Genomic DNA, 19,615 nt, shown 5'->3' with positions numbered 1-19,615 from the left:
GGTTACGAAGAAATAGTGGAACAGGTCTCTCGCGCTTGGAATACATTCATTGCGGATGTTGAACGAGTCAAAAATCTCTGTTGGAGAGAGTGGATAAAGTTGGTCAATTAATTAATGCAATTGGTATAATGCTCGCTCATTTTGTAATTCTGTTTGCGACATCTTCGCAGAAAGAACGAAAGAGATAAGGGAAGCAGATATTGCAATAACAACAGAAGCCACCACGAAAAACACATCGTAGTTAGCCAATATTTCAGCACTAGGGGGAAAATCCTTTACCGAAAAAAAATGATAATGTCCGTTTTTCAAAGTCTTAAATTGTCTTATCAATAAACTACTACTAAATGTAGTAGTTTCATTTATTTACGCAACTCAACTTTGCTCGCTGTTTTTGTAGAAGAGCGAACTGCATTTTGCATAATAGTTAGTTCACGGCTTGTTAGGTTACGCCACTGGCCAGGTTTTAGTGAGCCGAGTTCAAGGTGCATGATTCGGGTTCGTTTTAGTTTGGTGACCTCGTACCCTAAAAACTCACACATTCTGCGGATTTGTCGATTAAGACCCTGAGTTAGAATAATGGTGAATGTATTTTTGCCCGTGGGTTTAACCACACAAGGCTTCGTTACGGTTCCTAAAATTGGTACTCCGCGAGACATACGGTTGACGAAGCGCTCACTGATTGGTTGGTTAACCGTAACTTCGTATTCTTTGTCATGAGCATTTTCAGCGCGCAGGATCTTGTTCACGATGTCCCCATCGCTGGTTAAAATGATTAAGCCTTCCGATGGTTTATCTAACCTTCCTACGGGGAAAATACGTTCCTTGTGACCGATAGCGTCAATAATGTTGCCTTTGACATGACGCTCAGTTGTACAGGTGATACCAATGGGTTTGTTATAGACAATATATACGCGATCTGACTTGTCTGAGGCTACTGCGCCTACAACTTTACCGTCTACCTTTACAGTGTCACCAGGCCCCACTTTCGTACCCAGTTCAGGTGGTTGGTTATTAACGGTAACGCGATTTTGCTCAATGAGTTTATCCGCTTCACGGCGAGAACACAGGCCAGTGTCGCTAATATATTTATTTAAACGTTTGGGCGCTTGCTCACTCATTGCGCATTAGGTCCTATAGATTTCAAAAGAGGGCAATATTATCACGGCAAAAAGAAAGGGGCGATTCGCCCCTTTCTTTTTTATGCGTTAAACCGTGGTTTTTATTCTCGGTTGTATACTATTGCAACAGATTTAATCTGGTTTACTGGTTACCTGCAGCTGAAGGAGCCGAACCACTTCCACCCGTTGAACCACCGCTAGATACTACTTTGGTTGCTATATCGCGAATTTCGTTTTCCAAACTGGTAATGCGGCCAGATAAGGTCGTATTGCGTTGCTCTAACACAGACAGTTTGTCGGTTAAATTACGTACGCTTTGCTGAGCGCTTTGTTTATCGCTTGCTGCTTGCTCAAGTTGAACATTAACAGCGAGCAGTTCATCAGCTAACGAAGCAAGTTGATTCTTAACCGAGCCAATGGCCGCTGCTTGCGATTTTACATTTTCTGAAACTGAGTTGAGGTTCTTATTCAAGGCGTTTTGAACGTTACCTACGCGGTCGCCAAGATCAGCAATCTCTTGTTGATTACGACGCCAAGCTGACGCCCACAACTTATCCATTTGTTCCCAAAGCTCGTTTGTCTTGTTGGTTAGCTCAGTAACTTTAACTTGCAGGGCAACAGTAGATTCACCAATTTCTTCACCTGTAGCAGATAACTTGTTTTCTAACTTTAATATGCGCTGCTCCGCTTGCTCAGCAACCACTTTTTGTTGCTCAAGCATGGTGTACAGGTAATAGCAACCACCACAGGCGGCTAAGGCGATGACGGCAACGAATACAACCCAGATTCCATTACCGTTTCCACCACCAGAGGGTTGGCGGTTTGCTGATGGGGCAGATGAAGGTGGAGGCGTTGCTTTTGTTGGCGCCGCCTGACGTTTTGTTTGGTAATCACGACGGTCTTCTTCATCCAATCTAATGGTTGGAAACTCGTCGTTTTTCGAATTATTTGCCATAGTAAATTTATAATCTCGTTATGTAGTACTAACTTCATCGCATTTAGATGCTTTAACTCAATAAGAAGACAGCACATTTATATTTGCGCGCTAAAGCATGTTATCGCTAAATTAAAGGAAATTCTACGGCTTATGCTCAATGTCAATTATACATAAGCCATAAAATCCGAGAATTTCCTTAAAGCGTAGCGCTACTGCTTATCGCCGATCCATTCAACGCGATACAAATCTCGTCTTCTATCAAGATAATTCCGCACAGAGCCTTCATTTTGAAGCTTAGTGAGTTTATCCAAATCCAAATCAACAATGAGCGTCATTTCTGTGTTTGGCGTGGTCTCAGAGACAATTGCGTCATGTGGGAACGCGAAATCACTTGGCGAGAAAACCGCGGTTTGCCCATATTGAATATCTACGTTGTCCACTTTGGGTAAGTTACCTACGCTACCTGCAATTGCCACGTAGCATTCGTTTTCAATAGCGCGGGCCTGCGCACAGCGTCGCACGCGCAAATAACCGTTTTTGGTATCTGTCCAGAAGGGGACAAACAAAATTTGCATTTCCTGATCGGCAAGAATACGCGCAAGCTCTGGAAACTCCACGTCATAGCAGATCAAAACGCCGATTTTGCCGAAGTCGGTATCAAATGTCTTAAGGCTGTTTCCGCCTTTCATTATCCAATCTTCTTTTTCGTGAGGTGTTGGATGAAGCTTATACTGGCTTTCAATCGTGCCGTCGCGTTTGCAAATGTAGCTGACGTTATAGAGCTCTTCCTCTTCTACCACAGGCATAGAACCTGCGATAATCGTAATATTGTACGATACGGCCAAATGAGACACGGCAGTTAAAATCTCATCGGTATAGGTCGCTAAATGCCAAATTGCATCAATGGATGAATCTGACGGGCTCAGGCCCATTAATGGCGCGTTGAAAAACTCAGGGAACAGGGCAACGTCGCAAGAATAGTCAGACAAGGCATCGACGAAGTACTCTACTTGTTGTAAAAGCTCTTCTACATTATTGAAGTAACGCATTTGCCATTGAATACATCCGATTCGCGCGCTGGTCTTCCTGCTGGCGATGAGGGAAGGCGTGCCCGGTTCATAATAAATATTGTGCCACTGAAGTAGCGTCGCATAACCCTGTGAGGCTTCATCCTCTGGAAGGTAAGCCGACATGACTTGCTTGACTTCAAATCCATTTGAAAGTTGAAAAGTTAAAATGGGGTCGTAGATGTCTTTGAGCTTGACTTGCTCAATGTATTCATAAGGCGACAGCTCATGCGCATGGTTTTTGTAGTTCGGGATTCGACCGCCCGCCATAATGGATTTTAGATTCAAATTACGACAGAGCTCTTTACGCGCTTCGTAGAGACGACGACCAAGGCGTAGACCTCGATACTCGGGTGAAACAATTACCTCAACACCATAAAGCACATCACCGTTAGGATCGTGTGTGGTCAAATAAGCATCACCCGTAATTTCATCGTAGCTATGTTTATCCCCAAACTGGTCATAGTCTACAATCACTGAAATGGCGAAAGCGACCACTTTGCCTTTATCTTCAATACATATTTGCCCATCGGGAAATGTAGTAACTTGGGCTTTATAGTTAGAGTAAGGCCATGCGCCTCCAACGTTGGCGTATACCTCATCCATTAACGCTTTAACATCGTTGTAGTCGTCCAGTCTCAAATTTCTTAAGTCTAGATGATGTTCCGTTTCTTCTATTTGTGTTTGATCTTGACTCATGGGTTACTCTTTTTGCTAAAAATTTTAGTACGTACATTGCATATATCTTTACTAAACCGCCTTGCCATGCGTTTTTCAACTGTTAATTACAATCCGTATGTGCAGACGTAATGGCAACGGAAACAAGGGCAGAAGAAAAGTCTCTCAATCAACCCTCTTAAAATATACACCTCGGTTTACTTATTGATTTAGTTTACCTTTACCGTCATTTGCTCACTTTAAAATTGATATTAAATAAGCAAGAAGCGTGCGACTTCTTAACGACAAATAATTTTTCTTTTATCGATAAAAAAATAGCGCGGAAAATGCGTGGTGATGCAATTGCTATAGGATTCAACCCCGCGTATAAGTTCGCTAGTTTTTTAACATACACAACCCGCTCCTAACTACACGATTAGTTAACCGCTCAAAGGTAGAAATGCTCTGATGAATAGAGAACAACTTGCGTCGTATCAGCCTCTTCACGTTTTCGATGAAGCCATATTTGAAAATATCGTCGATGACTTAGTCACGAAAGGCTTTTCTATTCAAGAGCATGGTTTACCTGATTTCATTACACAAGCACTTTTGGCCTGCCAGCGTTCGATCTCTGAAGCTGAATATCAAGCGGCAGGTATTGGTCGCGCAGAGAATTATCAAAAAGCTGAAAAAGTTAGAGGGGACGAGATTTGCTGGATTACAGGTTCATCTAGCGAAGGCGCTTTGTGGCTTTCATGGTGTGAAGCCATGCAGCAGTATGTAAATCGTTCGCTCTTTATGGGGCTTTTTTCTTTTGAAAGTCATTTTGCCTGCTATGAGCCGGGTAAATTTTACAAACGCCATGTAGATGCGTTTAAAGGCCAGGGCAATCGCGTGTTGTCTTTAGTCGCCTATTTGAATGACGACTGGACTTCAGAAGATGGGGGAGAACTCGTGCTCTACGCTGATGAAAGTGATCTAATTGGAACAAGAGTGCTGCCAACGAAAGGTACTTTCGTTGTCTTTTTGAGCGAACAATTCCCTCATGAAGTATTACCTGCTGCCCGCAGCCGTCACTCGGTTGCAGGTTGGTTTAGGGTTAACGGAAGCGTTAACGACGCGATTGATCCGCCTCGATAAAAGCACTAATCACGTTGTGAAACGCACGTGTATCTAAAAACCAAGACTTATGTATAATAAGTTTAGGCTGTATGCGCGCTATTATTACAAAACTGGTTTGAATTATGGGCCAGCTCCTCTCGCGCACAGCTCGCGCAACATTGTGCCGTCGCAATAGCAAGTATTCTATTACGACGCTTAGGGAAAAGACGTTAGAAGTGATTGGTAAATGCTGGAAAAAATACCTGCCCCAACCCCAAGAGAAGAATTACATGTGCTGGTTATCGATAACCAGGGGCTTGTACATGATGTAGTGTCATCAGCTTTGCATGAAATTGGAATAAAAAACGTAAGCAGTGCTTTTAATGCCTTTCACGCGAAAAGGTTATGTGCTGCAAGACAATACGACTTTGTTTTACTGGCGTTTAACGTCAGTCACGACAAAGATGGCTTTCACCTTTTTGAAGAATTAAAACACCTCAATCACATCAACGACACCACCACGGTCATTTTTCTCAGTGCAGAGACATCGCCTGAATTGGTTAATTGTATTGTTGAATTGCAACCGGATGACTTTTGGGTCAAACCTCTTCAGCGCAACAAAATTGAGCTGCGTTTGGAATACCTTATCCAAATAAGGTTAAAGCTACATAAAATGCTTCATTGTATGCAGGTGGGGGACTATTCCACCGCTATGTACTATGCAGAGCGCCAGTTAAAAGATCCTTCGCTATCGGAGTATCACACCAGAATTAAACGCTTAATTGGTGATTGCTTATTGCAGCTTCGCGATTATCAAACTGCGGAAGACTACTTTAGAAGCTTATTGCAGAGCATGGATCATGCGTGGGTTCACATTGGTTTAACCCGGTCGTTGCTTCGACAAGATGAATTAGAAGAAGCCCAGCTACTGGTTGATGACTTATTGCAGCGCCACGACACGCGATTCTTAACCTTTGACTTGCTTGCTCAGTATTTTATTGAGAAAGAGCAGTTCGATATTGCCTACGAACAAATGAAAGAGGCGAGTAAGCTAGCACCTCGCAATATTGAGCGTAACAAACGGTTATGGGATCTTGCTCGATTGAACCACGATAAGGCAGGGCAACTTTCAGCCGTTCAAAATATGGCAAAGTTTGCTAAAAATTCTATCCATGACTCACCTCATCTAACGCTCAATGTTATTCGTTCAACCATTGATTTAGCCACAAGCCTTGGCAGTACGGAAGGCGAACGCTATATGAAACGCGCAGAATCTGAACTGGAAGAATTGAAACAACAAAAGGGCATGCAGTCTCAGCTTGGCGAGCAGATTGACGTCGTAAAAGCGCGTGTCTTGTGCTTGCGAGACGACAAAAAAGGGGCTGAAAAGTTGATGAAGGATCGTTCGGCATCTACCGACGGACTCTCGATGGAAGATAGCCTCGATAAAATGAAAGCATTTCACGAGTTAGGAATGCGTGAACACTGTGTGAGTATTTTAGATAAGCTTAGAAAGCAAATTGAAGGGGACACGTTTACTTCTCAAGTGGTAAATGAATACCTGAATCAAGAGTCGATTGAACGTACTGAAATTCAATTTACCACAAAAGAGCTTAAGCAAATGGCTGCGGTTAACTACAAAGAGAATCGGTTGTCGCCAGCCTTCAACAATTTACGCCAGGCACTAACACTGTCCCCTAAAGACAAACAAGTTGCACTGAGCTTGTTAAAAGTTATTACTCAAATCCACTTAGGGGATAATTTAACAGACGACCAGATGGAAGCGGCCCATAAAGCGGCGAAGCTTCTTTTAAGCAGTGACTTGTCGCCAACCCAGGCTGAAAAGCGCGATCAGTACATAAGCCGAATAGGTATAGAAGTGGACGACAGTAACGCTGCTGACTTAGTTGGTGTGGTGGCTGTTAAAGCATAACGGTTACTACACAGACTGTTATTGAAAAGAGTACCAATAAAAAAGCTGCCTCCATTGAGGCAGCTTTTTTTATGTGAATGAAGCACACCCGTTAAGCGTGTACTTCATTCTTTCACTTTTTACTTCTTAACAGTAGTCGAACGACGACGAAAGCCAATCGCTGCAGCTAGCAGGGCAAGAATTCCTCCCATTGCTCCACCTGAGCTATCATTGTTTTCTTCTTCTTCCTCTTCAACTACGTCTGCTTGTAGGTCAAAGGTTGCGATGAATGGGTCGTGATCTGAGCTTCTAAATGGACCAACATCAGTAAAGGCGTAACCGTCTTCATCTGGGTAATAACGAAGCGCTTGATCGTACTGCAACTGGTAAGCTTCAACTGAGTTGATGTTCCAGTGAGCACCGTCAATGGCGTCTGCAAGCATAGCTTCACTTGCTAGTACGTGATCTAAACTACCCACCTGTTCAGTTCCGTAGAACCAATATGAGAAGCCTTCTGCATCAAACTCTTCAGCCAAGTTGTGATAGCCGAAGCTAGACTCTACGTCCACTGACGAGCCTTCATCCATACCTGTATTGACCGCAGTCGTAATAGTGTATCCACGAGACTCAGGTGTGTAATCGGTAAGTACAGCTACTGGATCTTCAGCGCTATAAGCGTTTAAGTCGCCTAAGATAACCTTGCGCTCTGGCAGGCTCTCATCACTTAGCGCGTTGCCTAATGTGATAGCTGCCGATACACGAAGTGCGTTACAGCTACCCTGAATCGTGGTAATTTCAGACGGCGCTTCTGCCACATCTTCTGCACACTGTGAACCTTTTGATTTAAAGTGATTCACGGCAACAAGGAACGATTTGCTGCTTTCAGTGTGTACAAACGATTGAAGAAGGCTTGGGCGCATGCGTGCCAGGCTATCTTCATCAATTTGTTGCTCTGGCATAGCAACTACCATGGCATCATTTTCTGGCGTCACTACTGTAGCTTTGTATAACAAGCCTACAGTAATCGCATCCGTACCAATTTCACTGCCATCACTGGTTGCGATGAATGAGTATTGCTCGGTTTCACCAAGTTCGGCGTTAATAGCATTAACTAGAGATTGGATAGCGCTATCTTCACCAAAACCATCGTTTTCGATTTCCATCAAACCGACAACGTCTGCGTTAAGGTTAACGATAGCTTCAACGATACGACCCTGTTGCAATTCAAACGCCACTTCATCGTCTGCGCCGCGGTTTTCGTCATAATCGAAATTTACGTCGCCATTTGCATCTACTTCACCATTAAAGTAGTTAAGCACGTTGAACGTAGCAATAGATAGGTTGCCTTCTGTAACCACTGGGTTTGCTTCGCGAGAAGACGTTACTTCGATAACGTCGCTTGGATTAATTCTGTAAGTGCCAAAACTGTAGTTTAGTGGGCCAGCAGCAGAAACCGAATCACCAATGCGAATGGCATTAGCGTAGCTGAAAGTAGGGAAGTAATTAAGTGCATCTGGGTACTGCGAGCTGCTGTTATCTTCGATTGTAAGAAGGCTTGTCTCGCTCGCTTCTTCTGCCGCAGTATAAGCTTCTGACAGAGGCGCAGCTACGTCGCTTGGTTGGCGTTTAATTGTATCGCTAACAACGATTTCACCAAAACGCCACAGGTTGTTTGTACTCGTCACTGTTGCATCAGTCACGCTAACAACCATACCTTCAACGGTTTCAAGGTCAAGTTCGTACGGCATAGAAAGTTCTACCGCTGCTACAGCATCCGCTGTACCACAATCAAGTGCAGCCACATCACTATCCATAGCAAGTGTGGTCATACCGTAGTTTTCTTCTACTTCACCGTAAAAGCGAACCAGGTTACCTGTTTCAACGTCGACAGAACCTTCTACAAATAAGCCTTCAGACGTGGCGTCGTCAGCGTCGTAATCAGACGCTTCTTCTTGGACAAAGAAGCCGCCAGCACGTGTGCCAGTTACAATAGCTTCAATTATAACGTTATTGCCAACTTCAGCAGAGCTGCTTTCACTGCCCTGTATAGCACTAATAAGTGTCGCGTCTGCACCGCAAATACCTAGCTCAACAGCAGGCTCTTCTGGAACTTCTACAACGTCACCGCCACCTTCAGTGGTAAATGTACCCGCTGGAAACGGCGTTGCAGCGTCAGTGTTAGTGGTCGAGCCATCAAGCGCGTCAACACCACTGTAAGTCCAGTTAGATGCTTCGAAACTGCCGCCATTTGCTGTTTGACCTGACGTACGGTATGCCCAACCGTCTAGGTACTCCCACGCGGTGCCACTACCGTCGGTGTTGATATCGCCAAACGTGTCAATAACGCTGCCATCTTTAAAAAGCTCAATAGCGTCGTCACCATTAATACCCATTGATGAAGTATCGTAGTCTGGTGCAGAACCGAAAAACGCAGTAAATCCATCAATTTCTGATGCTACGTAGATATAAGTACCAGCGCTTGCAGACGCACCAGCTGGAAACGTAAACTCTTCGCCATCAGTACCGCCGCCGTTGTTTGCAGTTCCAAGGGCATAGGTAGATAAATCTGCTATGTCATTGACTACGAAAAGTTCAACTGCTTTTGGAACACCACCGCTTAACGGTCCATCGATAACACCACTAATGACTAAATCGTTAGCTTGGATGGCGGTTGAAGAAAGTGCAGAAATGATTCCTGCAGATAGTAAAGTTAATGATGTTTTCACGTCATTTTCCCTTTGTAGTTTTCATTATTTTTAATTCACATAATTACTGCTTCTGCTTTTGCCGAAATAGAAAAAACAGAGTGATATGTGAAGCGCAATTTTCTTATTGCTTGAGCTACACTAAGGGCATTTGTAATGGATAGGAATGACTTAACCTTATTCAAGCTGTTTTTAAAATATTATTTAAATATCAAGTTCTTATCATCTACAGGTAAGTTTACTCATACCTTTAACTCTTAACCAAAAGCTAATATAGGTGTTAAGTAATGCTAACGACACGTCTATGACAACAGTTCGCCTGGTAAAAAATACGCTTTTTATTGATATCTTTATTTCAGCGCACGAGTGAACAGCGCATGATCATCAACTACTTGTTCTGTATAAAGATTTGCTATTTTTACGAGCAGGCTTTTTACTTGAGAAAAAGATGTTGATGCTGACGACGCGAATCGTGTACTTCTTCTATCGCCTCGGCAGTGAGCTAGCGCAAGGCTATACCCGCACAATTCGGCAAGATACCAATCCGCACAGGTAATCACCCACGCAGCGAGATTTAAAATGTTCGTAATCGCGGCGTGTTGCCGCAGGTATAGTGGCTCTACATCAAGGTAACACAACAAAGAGTACGGACATTTTAAACTCGCCCTTCGGGAAGGTCTGGCAAGCTTCCTAGCTTCATTCTGGGAATTTGAAAGGGAACAGCCATTCCTGCATTCCCACGCTTCGCTAGGAAACTTGCCAGCGCCTTCTGAGTGGGCGATTATCTGTGTGCATTGGTATTATACTCAAAGCCACCATTTATCGCTTTATTTCCCATTGCAATATCTTGTGGGTCGATTCCCACTTTAGCGTGATGTCGGGAGCGAACCAGGTAATGCGCATTTTCAAACTTAACTTCATCAAGCACTAAGTCGGGTTTTCTTTGCATTCTTCGTTGGCATCGAGCTGTAAGGTGTGCCGCATTTAGGCGATTAACCGGGTTAAAATCTGGAAAGTAATAAATAGGCGCCGCAACACGTTGTTGCTTAACCTCGACAATATGACAATGCGCAAAGCTTGCTGAATTATGTGGTTTTGCTGGTCCTACTAAAAAGTAGTAGCGCGCCATATTTACCGACCCGGTGCCCGCGTCCAGGCGTTTCACTATATCGACTACCGCATCGTCCATGTAGGGAGCAAAAGCTTCTAGTAGCGTGGCGTATTCTTGTGGGCTTAGGGTAGAAAATTTTTCACTGTTGGCCTTAAACCCCAAGGTCTTGCCATCAAAATGAACGGCTTTAGCCAGCGCACTTTTAACCGTGAAGTCTTCTCCTCCTGCGCTGCGGGCTTTGGCTTTTTTATATAGTTTGGTCAGCTTGCTTGGCACGGCATCTGGGCAGTAGTCTACGGCTTCGTTAATCACCATGGCGTTTTCTACTACTTGGCTACAGGTTTCTACATAACGCTCAATAAATGCGTATTGCGCATTAATAACCTGCTGGTGGCTGACAACAGGTTTAGTGATGTCGATGTTATCGCACGCATACTTTCCATCAACGGTGCCTAGGCAATGTATCTGGGCAAGGTGCAATGAAGTGAGATAACGAAGCACATCCCAGTGTGCTTTGCCGACACACGCATCATCAAAGTCGTTGGGTGAGAAGATCACTGTATCTCCGTGAGACCCTTCTTCTGTGAGAAAGCCAAAATTGGAAGTATGACAGTCTCCCATCACGCTGGTGAGGGGAACTGTCTCGCATTCTTTAGGAAAATTGATAAGGCCTGCTTTTATGTCAGCGTAAAACAACTGTGCACTGCCTCTGTAGAAAACAAAGGGGCTGGCCTCCATTTTTGCATGCTTTGCCAAAGTGCGAGATGGCGCGTGTCCATCGATTAGCATTATTTCGTGGGAGATGCGCTGTAGTCGGGAATGGGTCATAGTTTTCTCATTCAGCAGAGTTTAGCCGGTGAAACCGTATTGCAAAACAATCAATCTATTTTGGCTCAATTTTCATCGTTCAATTCAATAACCTGATTAAGCGATTCATTTTTACCAATTAGTTTTTTTTGATTGTGCGCGCTATTCTTATCACCAGTTTCGAGAGACATGAATTTTGCGTTAAGTGATTATCTTCACAAAACTGCAAAACCATGTCGACACAATAAACGTAAAGTTTGTATTCGTATGTGTTTAACGTGCGAAAATAATTTAAACCAAATGGAGAATTAAACATGGCATTGATTAATACTGCTATCAAACCTTTTAAAGCAACTGCATTTAAAGACGGCGAATTCGTAGACGTAAGCAGCGAAGACATCAAAGGTAAATGGGCAGTTTTCGTATTTTACCCAGCTGACTTCACATTTGTTTGTCCAACTGAGCTTGGCGACATCGCTGACAAGTACGAAGAACTTCAGTCACGTGGCGTAGAGGTATTTTCAGTATCTACTGACACTCACTTCACTCACAAAGCATGGCACGATTCTTCTGACACGATCAACAAGATCAAATTTGCGATGATTGGCGACCCAACAGGCGAAATCACGCGTAACTTCGATTGTATGCGTGAAACTATGGGTCTTGCTGACCGCGCTACATTTGTTGTTGACCCAGAAGGCATCATCCAAGCGATGGAAATCACTTCTGAAGGTATCGGCCGTGACGCAGATGACCTAGTACGTAAAGTTAAAGCTGCTCAGTACGTTGCAAACAACCCAGGTGAAGTTTGCCCAGCTAAGTGGAAAGAAGGCGAAGCAACATTAGCACCTTCACTTGACCTAGTAGGCAAAATCTAAGCAGCACGCTTAGCGCTTAATATTCGAAAGCTCAGCGCTTTGTGCGTTGCACAGTATTAAGCAAATAATTTGTAGGGAGTGGGTCTCCACTCCCTGATATTAATTTCCAATTTCCGCTTATGTTGTTGACCCTTCAAAAGGTTGGCGGGGATCGGCGTGTCGAAAATAAGGCAGAATAACCGTGTTAACTAAAGAAATTTTACAAGCATTGAAATCATATGCAGAGTCAATGCAAAAAAACGTAACCTTTGTCGTACAGACCGGTGAACATAGCAAGCGTGAAGAGCTTGTGACGTTTCTGTCCGACATTGCTTCAGTAAGCGAAAAATTAAACGTAGAAGAGCGTGACACAAATGGTGAGTTGCGCAGTGCAATCAGCTTTTTGGTGGAAGCTGACGGCGAAGATACGGGAATTCGTTTTTCTGGTATCCCTGGCGGTCACGAGTTTAACTCGCTTGTACTTGCCATGCTGCATGCAGCGGGTACTGAACTTAAGCTAGACGATAGCGTTAAGTCGATGGTGAAAGGGGTGAATGAACCACTTAATTTTGAAGTGTTCATTAGCTTAAGCTGTCACAACTGCCCTGAAGTCGTACAGGCACTTAATCAATTTGCTTTGATTAATCCTAACATCAAGACCGAAATGATCGACGGCGGGTTATATCAAAATCTAATTCAAGAGCGCGACATCCAAGGTGTTCCTAGCGTATACCTTAATGGCGAGCTATTCGCGAATGGTAAAGTTGATGCCTCTGTGCTTATCAACAAGTTAATTGAACGCGACCCTAGCCTTAAAGAAGCAAACAAAGGCGATGCGTTACCACTTCAAGACGTAACGGTTATCGGTGGTGGTCCAGCAGGCGTTGCTTCGGCGATTTACAGTGCCCGTAAAGGCCTTAAAGTTGCCATTGTTGCTGAAACTTTTGGCGGCCAAGTTAAAGATACCATGGGTATCGAGAACCTTATCTCAGTACCTAAAACAACGGGCCCTGAGCTTGTTGGTAACTTGATGGAGCACGTACGCGATTACGACATTACGCTCAAAGAGCACGTACGCGTTGATAGCATTGAGAAAGGCAATATTAAAACCATTACGCTTTCTTCTGGCGAACAGATCCGCACTCGTACGGTCATTGTTGCGACAGGCGCCCGCTGGAGAGAACTTGGTGTTCCGGGCGAAAAAGAGAACATCGGTAATGGTGTTGCGTACTGCCCACACTGCGACGGCCCTTTCTTCAAAGGTAAAGATGTAGCGGTCATTGGCGGTGGTAACTCAGGTATTGAAGCGGCACTTGACCTTGCTGGCATTGTAAAATCGGTGACGGTATTTGAATTTATGCCAGAACTAAAAGCGGATAAGGTACTTATCGATCAAGCTCAAAAACGCGATAATATTACCATTATCAAGAACGCGGCAACGCGCCAAATTACTGCTGAAAATGGCAAAGTGAACGCAATTGAATACCAAGATCGCTCAACTAACGAAGTGCACACCCGTGAACTTGCAGGTGTATTTGTTCAAATTGGACTAGTACCAAACAGTCAGTTTATGAAGGGCACGGTAGACATGACGCAGTATGGCGAAATTATTGTTGATACTAAGTGTCATACATCTGAGCCGGGTATATTTGCAGCCGGTGACGTAACAACAGTACCGTATAAGCAAATTGTTATTTCGATGGGTGAGGGCGCGAAAGCATCGCTTGCTGCATTTGAATACTTATTAAGCCATGAAGTGGTTGAGTCTGAACAGGAAAGTGAAGCGGCATAGTCATTAGCCTTTCAGTTCTCATGAGAGTTAAAGCCGAGCTAACGCTGTTAGTTCGGCTTTTTTGTATGCGCGTATCTTTATGTTACTTAACAACCTCGGTTAACGCGTTTTCTGTTACTTATTGATGTTAATGTGAATGATACTGGTTATCATTTGTGTAAATTTTTGCTAAATTAGACGAAAGTACTAATGCAGCCTTCAGTTCACTTCATTCTTGTAATAGGCGACTTGATGGGTCTTAAAAATTAATAACAGAAAACACTCAACATGAATAAGAAATTACTCAGCTTGGCGGTAGCGGCTATCTTAGTGTCTCACGCACATGCTCAGGAAGATGAAAGTGGCGCTGGCTTAGCTATAGATAAGCGAGAAGCAACAGGGGAAAAAGCAGAAGCGAATGCAGTAGAAAAGATTGAAGTAGTGGGCATGCGTTCTCCGTTTGGCGCAACAAAAACAAATACACCGATTGTTGAACTCGCCCGTACAATTTCCATTGAAACCGCATTAGATTTAAAGCAAAAAGGTGTGTTAAATCTTTCTCAGTCTGCCACCTATATGGCGGGTGTGACGGGGGAGTCATACGGATACGCCACCCGAGTCGATTCAATCTCTTCCAGAGGATTAAGTATTCCGCGCTATCGCGACTCAATTCAAGAGTTGTTTGGCAGCTATAATTCTACGCGAGCTGAAATTTACACAATGGAACAGGTTGAGCTGCTTAAGGGGCCTGCCTCTGTACTTTACGGTCAGGGCTCTCCCGGTGGCATAATGAACTATGTGTCAAAAACGCCGACGTTAGGCAAAGGAAGCGAAGTGGTGTTGTCCTACGGAAACTTCGACCGCGCGCAAGTTGGGGTGGATGTAAACGGCAGCCTGTCTGAAGATGATAAGTGGATGGGGCGTTTTGTTGGTATATATCGTAATGCTGACTCTCAGGTTGATTATGTTAGCGATGACACCCAAGTATTCATGCCGTCACTGTCCTTCATGCCTTCTGACGATACAACGCTAACGCTTATCGGGTTATTCCAAGATACTGATAGCGATACAGCAGCGCAGTTTATTCCTGTGGAAGGCACATTATTGCCTTTGGCTGACGGCACTTATTTACCCGACCAAGATGTTTACGCAGGTGAACCAGGGTTTAATAAATTTGATACTAAGTCGAACCAAGTTACTTTGCTTGGCGAGCACTTGATTAACGATACAACGTCACTTTCATTTACTGCCTTATGGCGAGATGGTGAGGCAGACTACCACCAAGCGTGGCCCACTTTTACGGGCGGTACTCGCTATCTAAACGCTTTTGTAGGGGCACCGGTCGCGCCTACCGATACCTTTGTGCCGAGAACGTTTTATCAAGCAGACAATACGTTTAATCAACACGCTTTTGATATTCGTGTAAACAAGGGCTTTGTAACAGGCGCTTTCGAACACGAGTTATTAGCGGGTGTACAATATCAACATGTTAAAACTGACGCCAACTCTGCTTACTATGCTGGTGGTGGGGTATTACAAGGTGATTTTAGGTACATTCTGGACTTGGCTAACCCTGAGTACACAGGCGCACCAGAGCAAGCCATTTTCGACGCAATCTACAACGATGCGCCTGAACAGACAGTCACGGACACGGGGTTATACCTGTCTGATCAAATTTCCTATGAAAACTGGCGGGTAACGCTAGGCCTACGTCACGACCGCGTTGATAATGATACGGGCGTAACTGAGCAGGATGACACGCAAACATCATACTCAGCTGGAATTTTGTATCGTTTTGACAACGGCATTTCTCCCTACCTTAGTTACGCTGAGTCGTTCGAGACGGTAGTGGGACTAGATAACAATAACAACCAGCTTAAGCCTGAAGAAGGTCGTCAATACGAGGCAGGGATTAAGTATGAACTCTCGTCAGTACCTGGTTTTATCACGCTGGCGTATTACGATATTGAAGTTTCAAACCTTCCTAATCCTAACGGATTACCAGACGAAGCGGCGCAACAGCAAGGCGTAACGACCATTGAAGGGATTGAGCTTGAAGGGCGCGTAGACTTTGGCCAGATAACAGCGCAGTTTGCGGCGTCGGTCTTGGATGCAGAAGATCCTAACGGTTTTTCGTTGTCAGCACAGCCAAACAGCAATGCATCCCTATGGGTAAATTATTCTCCACTTGAGCTTGAAGCGCTGACGGTAGGAGCTGGTATTCGCTACGTGGGAGAATCAGTTTCTGAGAATGGTATCATCAGATACGACACGCCTAGCTACACCCTTGGTGACCTGATGGTGTCGTACGAGCTAGCAGATAATTTGAATTTGCAGCTGAATGTAAGAAATGTGACCGATAAAAAATATCTCACGTCTTGCTTATTCAGAGGTGACTGTTTCCCTGGTGTACGCAGAACAGTGAACGCGTCGCTAACCTATTCGTTTTAAGGATTTATCATGCTTTCAGTTGCAGCGGGTGGTTTAACACTTGCAGCCTTAGGTGTTATTTATAAAAGTTGGCGCGCTCAAGCGTCAACGTATCTTTATTTGGGTCTTGTCGTATGGCTGGTTGCAGCAGTGTGCTGGTCTTATGCTCAGGGGTGGGAGTTTGGCGTGCTATATGCGCTGTGTATTCCTTCCATTTTAGTGTGGCCTTTTATTGCGTTTAACCAAACGCATTTACCTCAGCCCAAAAATGTACCTCAGCCGAGGAGCTTTGATTTCTCGCGACGTACAGTTCTAGGGAACATCGCAAACTACATCGTGGTGCTGGTTGTTTTATTGGTTGTGAGCGTGTTATTGACGCTAGGACTATGTGCGCTACTACCATTCTCAATAGCAGGGAAGTTGGCTACAGGTATCGTGCTGTTGCCAATTTGGTGGGGTCTTATTGTTTATCACTACCTTGCTACCGCCCACAAAATTAAAGTTGTTGTTGCTTACGCAGTTTTGGCTGCGCTTTGCCTACCAATACTTATTTTCTTCCCCATGTAGGTGAATATCGATGGATAAAATAACAAAACAAAATGCATTAAATGCACATACTTGGGTAGGCGTTTTTCTAAGTGTACTTCTCTTTTTGGTGTGCTTATCTGGGACCGTTGCGGTTTTTCACTTAGAGTTTGAAAGGTGGGAACAGCCGCATATTGAAGAAATGGAGAATGTTTCTCCTGATGTTGTTGAAAAGGCGATGGACACCTTTTTGGCTCAGAATACGCAAGAGTCTCACCATCTTTATGTGGTTTTCCCTACATCAGATATCCCTCGGTTGGTGGTAGAAAACGATCATGCTGCTTACTTTGCCGACAGTGAAGGTAACTTATTAGAGCAAGAAAGCGTGTCTTTTACCGAAATGCTTGTGAACTTGCACTTGTATCTCAATTTGCCACAAAGTTGGGGAATGATTTTGGTCAGCGCTTTGGGCGCTATCATCTGTACCCTTGTCGTCACTGGAATTATTGCTCACAAACGAATAGCAAAAGATGCTTTTAAACTTCGACGGGGTGGCAACGGTCAGCAAGCACAAATTGATTTGCACAACCGTTTTGGACTATGGGCATCGCCTTTTCATTTAGTTATAGGTATAACAGGCGCATATTTTGGTATGGCAGGGATCATTTTGGTGGTTGTTGCCTCACTAAATTACGATGGCGATCGCGACGCGGTTATTCAGAAAATCTTTACGCCAGACCCTGTATTAGCGCCACAGGAAGGTAAACCGGCTATTGGTAGGGCGTTTGCACAAATGGAAACGCTAGCGCCAGAAAAGTCGCCAATATTTTTAACGGTACACGAAGTCGGTGAACCAGAACAGTTCATCGAAATATATGCCAAGGCACCCAATAGAATGATCTACGCAGAAGGCTATCGATTCGATACGGCGGGTAATTTTATCGGTGTGGCCGGCTATGAATTCGGTGAATGGGGTAAGCAGTTGGTATGGGCGATGTACCGTTTGCACTTCGGTGACTTCGCCGGCCTTACCAGCAAATGGCTGTACTTTGTTCTTGGTGTAATGCTGACCATGCTTTGCGTGTCGGGTATGGAGATTTGGCTGTCTAAGAAGGCGCATCCGCCGTTAGCAAGCAGGCTTTGGTACAGCACGGTGTGGGGTAGTGTGAGTGCACTCGCATTAACTGCTGTAGCAGATATGTTTTTTACAGGCTCGCTCATCGCCGTTTTTTGGTGCCTTATGCTATTTAATACCGGTATTACAGTGGGAATTAAATCACTCACAAAGCCGATATGGTTGCTTATATCAGGCCTAAGCGTAATGGTGTTACTCATAGCCTATGCGGCTGTGCACCAAAGCGCGACGCTATCGGTTGCGTCACTTCAGCTTAATATACCTATGGTGGTGTACGTGGTGTGGAGTGTTTATCGTGCTAATACGCTGATTAAGCGAGCTAAAAATGCAGAAACTCAGATTGAAGCAGACGCGAGTAACAACGCGCCTCAATCAGCGCAAGAAAAAAGAGTGAATGCGTAAATCTTATCGTAACTATTAGGGGCTCACAGGAAGCCCCTTAGTTACGCTTCTTTCTTTTCCACGTACCGCCATACATATAGCCATTGCTGGCCTTTGCTCGTTCTTGACAAGCTTTGCATACTATACGCCACGTGTCTTCATCACCACATCGAATACGAAACTGTGTGTCGGCATTGATACCGCAGTTGTCACAGGGTTTTGGTAGCCGAACTCTGTCCTTTTTTCCCACTCTAAAAGCGTCTCTTTTTTTTCAATTAATAATTTCTCTGATGTCTATTTTTTATCACAGGTCACTGCGCATAAGCTCGAAAACTTAAATCACTTTTGCGATTGCAACGGCAATAGAAGAGCCTTTTTCAACGGCTGCGCCCCATAATTTCATTAATAACGACGGCCTTTTTGTCATTAGGAACAGCGCTTCATCTCTGTGATATTGTTCATCTGCTTGGCATTGTCTAAACCGATTTATAACGTTTGAAGGGGGGCTGGCTAACGCAGAAATGCGCTTACATTGTTCTTCGTAATGCGAATCTACGAACTGCTCTACTCGGTAAATGGTGTAGTAAAAGCAATTTATACCGCAAAGTCTTGGAATAAAGCCGGTGATAAACCCAGAAGCTATCCATAAAGGTAAAATAAAACTTCCCCTGAAAAGCGGCATTTCGTTTTCAAAGACGGCGAGGTGTCGTCTTTCCGTTTTAAGGTGCTCATGTATGAAGGGTTGTGCCTCGCTTTTTGTGCCAGAAAGATTAACCAGTTTTAAAACACATTCGGCGAATAGAGCACCACGGTATATCCAAACGGCTCCCGTCTCTCCCGCGTGGCTCGCACGTAGTTCTTTGTCTACTTGCTTAGCGTGATTATCTCCGAGTGTTTTTGCATAAAATGGCATGACGTACCTCTGTAGCATTTTATAAACAAACGATCTGAAGGGGGGAATGGATGCTACCTAACGAATTTGTAATGCATATTCAAATATGCGCTATTTAGAAAGCTCTGGATGATAGTGTTCTATTTATAAACGAAAGCAGAGTATCGGAGGGTTGCTTGCTATGCTTGATAGATACAAAACATGCGTTG

14 protein-coding genes and 1 pseudogene are annotated in these 19,615 nt (G+C 44.2%); 8 read left to right on the top strand and 7 right to left on the bottom strand.

Annotated features, from left to right (window positions below; all coding sequences use genetic code 11):
* Window positions 1-111: pseudogene (locus tag MHM87_RS02170) on the top strand (IS630 family transposase); the annotation flags it as partial.
* Window positions 112-359: 248 nt separating this feature from the next.
* Here the strand turns inward: MHM87_RS02170 and rluF are convergent.
* From rluF to MHM87_RS02155, 3 genes are all read right to left on the bottom strand, one after another.
* On the bottom strand, window positions 360-1,118 hold the full coding sequence (gene rluF / locus MHM87_RS02165; protein ID WP_014949260.1) for a 23S rRNA pseudouridine(2604) synthase RluF: 759 nt from the start codon (window positions 1,116-1,118) through the stop codon (window positions 360-362).
* A 142-nt stretch (window positions 1,119-1,260) separates the two neighbouring features.
* Window positions 1,261-2,073: a hypothetical protein gene (locus MHM87_RS02160; protein ID WP_239257645.1), complete on the bottom strand. Its 813-nt coding sequence runs from the start codon at window positions 2,071-2,073 to the stop codon at window positions 1,261-1,263.
* Window positions 2,074-2,264: 191 nt separating this feature from the next.
* Window positions 2,265-3,821, bottom strand: a complete 1,557-nt coding sequence (locus MHM87_RS02155) for a bifunctional GNAT family N-acetyltransferase/carbon-nitrogen hydrolase family protein (protein WP_014949262.1) — start codon at window positions 3,819-3,821, stop codon at window positions 2,265-2,267.
* A 426-nt stretch (window positions 3,822-4,247) separates the two neighbouring features.
* On the opposite strand from MHM87_RS02155, the gene MHM87_RS02150 reads away from it, so the two are divergent.
* Window positions 4,248-4,919: a 2OG-Fe(II) oxygenase gene (locus MHM87_RS02150; protein ID WP_014949263.1), complete on the top strand. Its 672-nt coding sequence runs from the start codon at window positions 4,248-4,250 to the stop codon at window positions 4,917-4,919.
* 208 nt (window positions 4,920-5,127) lie between these two features.
* Window positions 5,128-6,813, top strand: coding sequence for a response regulator (locus MHM87_RS02145; protein WP_239257644.1), 1,686 nt, complete (start codon window positions 5,128-5,130; stop codon window positions 6,811-6,813).
* A 119-nt stretch (window positions 6,814-6,932) separates the two neighbouring features.
* Here the strand turns inward: MHM87_RS02145 and MHM87_RS02140 are convergent, their stop codons facing one another.
* The 3 genes from MHM87_RS02140 to MHM87_RS02130 all read right to left on the bottom strand — a co-directional run bounded on the left by MHM87_RS02140 (window position 6,933) and on the right by MHM87_RS02130 (window position 11,436).
* Window positions 6,933-9,518, bottom strand: a complete 2,586-nt coding sequence (locus tag MHM87_RS02140) for an ExeM/NucH family extracellular endonuclease (RefSeq protein ID WP_049586661.1) — start codon at window positions 9,516-9,518, stop codon at window positions 6,933-6,935.
* Window positions 9,519-9,847: 329 nt separating this feature from the next.
* A complete protein-coding gene (locus tag MHM87_RS02135) occupies window positions 9,848-10,135 on the bottom strand; it encodes a DUF2252 family protein (RefSeq protein WP_275443004.1) in 288 nt (95 codons plus the stop codon).
* Between the two features lie 143 nt (window positions 10,136-10,278).
* A complete protein-coding gene (locus MHM87_RS02130; RefSeq protein WP_239257642.1) occupies window positions 10,279-11,436 on the bottom strand; it encodes a DUF2252 family protein in 1,158 nt (385 codons plus the stop codon).
* A gap of 293 nt (window positions 11,437-11,729) precedes the next feature.
* On the opposite strand from MHM87_RS02130, the gene ahpC reads away from it, so the two are divergent.
* The 5 genes from ahpC (at window position 11,730) to MHM87_RS02105 (ending at window position 18,535) form a co-directional block, all read left to right on the top strand.
* Entirely contained in the window at window positions 11,730-12,293 is a 564-nt protein-coding gene (gene ahpC / locus MHM87_RS02125; RefSeq protein ID WP_014949268.1) for an alkyl hydroperoxide reductase subunit C, read from the top strand.
* Window positions 12,294-12,474: 181 nt separating this feature from the next.
* Entirely contained in the window at window positions 12,475-14,064 is a 1,590-nt protein-coding gene (gene ahpF, locus MHM87_RS02120) for an alkyl hydroperoxide reductase subunit F (protein WP_239257641.1), read from the top strand.
* Window positions 14,065-14,331: 267 nt separating this feature from the next.
* Window positions 14,332-16,494, top strand: a complete 2,163-nt coding sequence (locus MHM87_RS02115; protein ID WP_239257640.1) for a TonB-dependent siderophore receptor — start codon at window positions 14,332-14,334, stop codon at window positions 16,492-16,494.
* A gap of 9 nt (window positions 16,495-16,503) precedes the next feature.
* The gene (locus tag MHM87_RS02110) at window positions 16,504-17,040 is read left to right on the top strand and encodes a hypothetical protein (protein WP_168463198.1); all 537 of its coding nucleotides are present in this window, start codon (window positions 16,504-16,506) and stop codon (window positions 17,038-17,040) included.
* A gap of 10 nt (window positions 17,041-17,050) precedes the next feature.
* Window positions 17,051-18,535, top strand: coding sequence for a PepSY-associated TM helix domain-containing protein (locus MHM87_RS02105; protein WP_239257639.1), 1,485 nt, complete (start codon window positions 17,051-17,053; stop codon window positions 18,533-18,535).
* Window positions 18,536-18,848: 313 nt separating this feature from the next.
* On the opposite strand, the gene MHM87_RS02100 is transcribed toward MHM87_RS02105, so the two are convergent.
* The gene (locus MHM87_RS02100; RefSeq protein WP_239257638.1) at window positions 18,849-19,427 is read right to left on the bottom strand and encodes a demethoxyubiquinone hydroxylase family protein; all 579 of its coding nucleotides are present in this window, start codon (window positions 19,425-19,427) and stop codon (window positions 18,849-18,851) included.
* Window positions 19,428-19,615: the final 188 nt, after the last annotated feature.

Origin of the sequence: Alteromonas sp. Cnat3-28, assembly GCF_022348265.1 — a bacterium.
In the GTDB taxonomy this organism is placed as follows: Bacteria; Pseudomonadota; Gammaproteobacteria; order Enterobacterales; family Alteromonadaceae; genus Alteromonas; species Alteromonas macleodii.
This window is presented reverse-complemented; position numbering and strand designations above follow the sequence as displayed.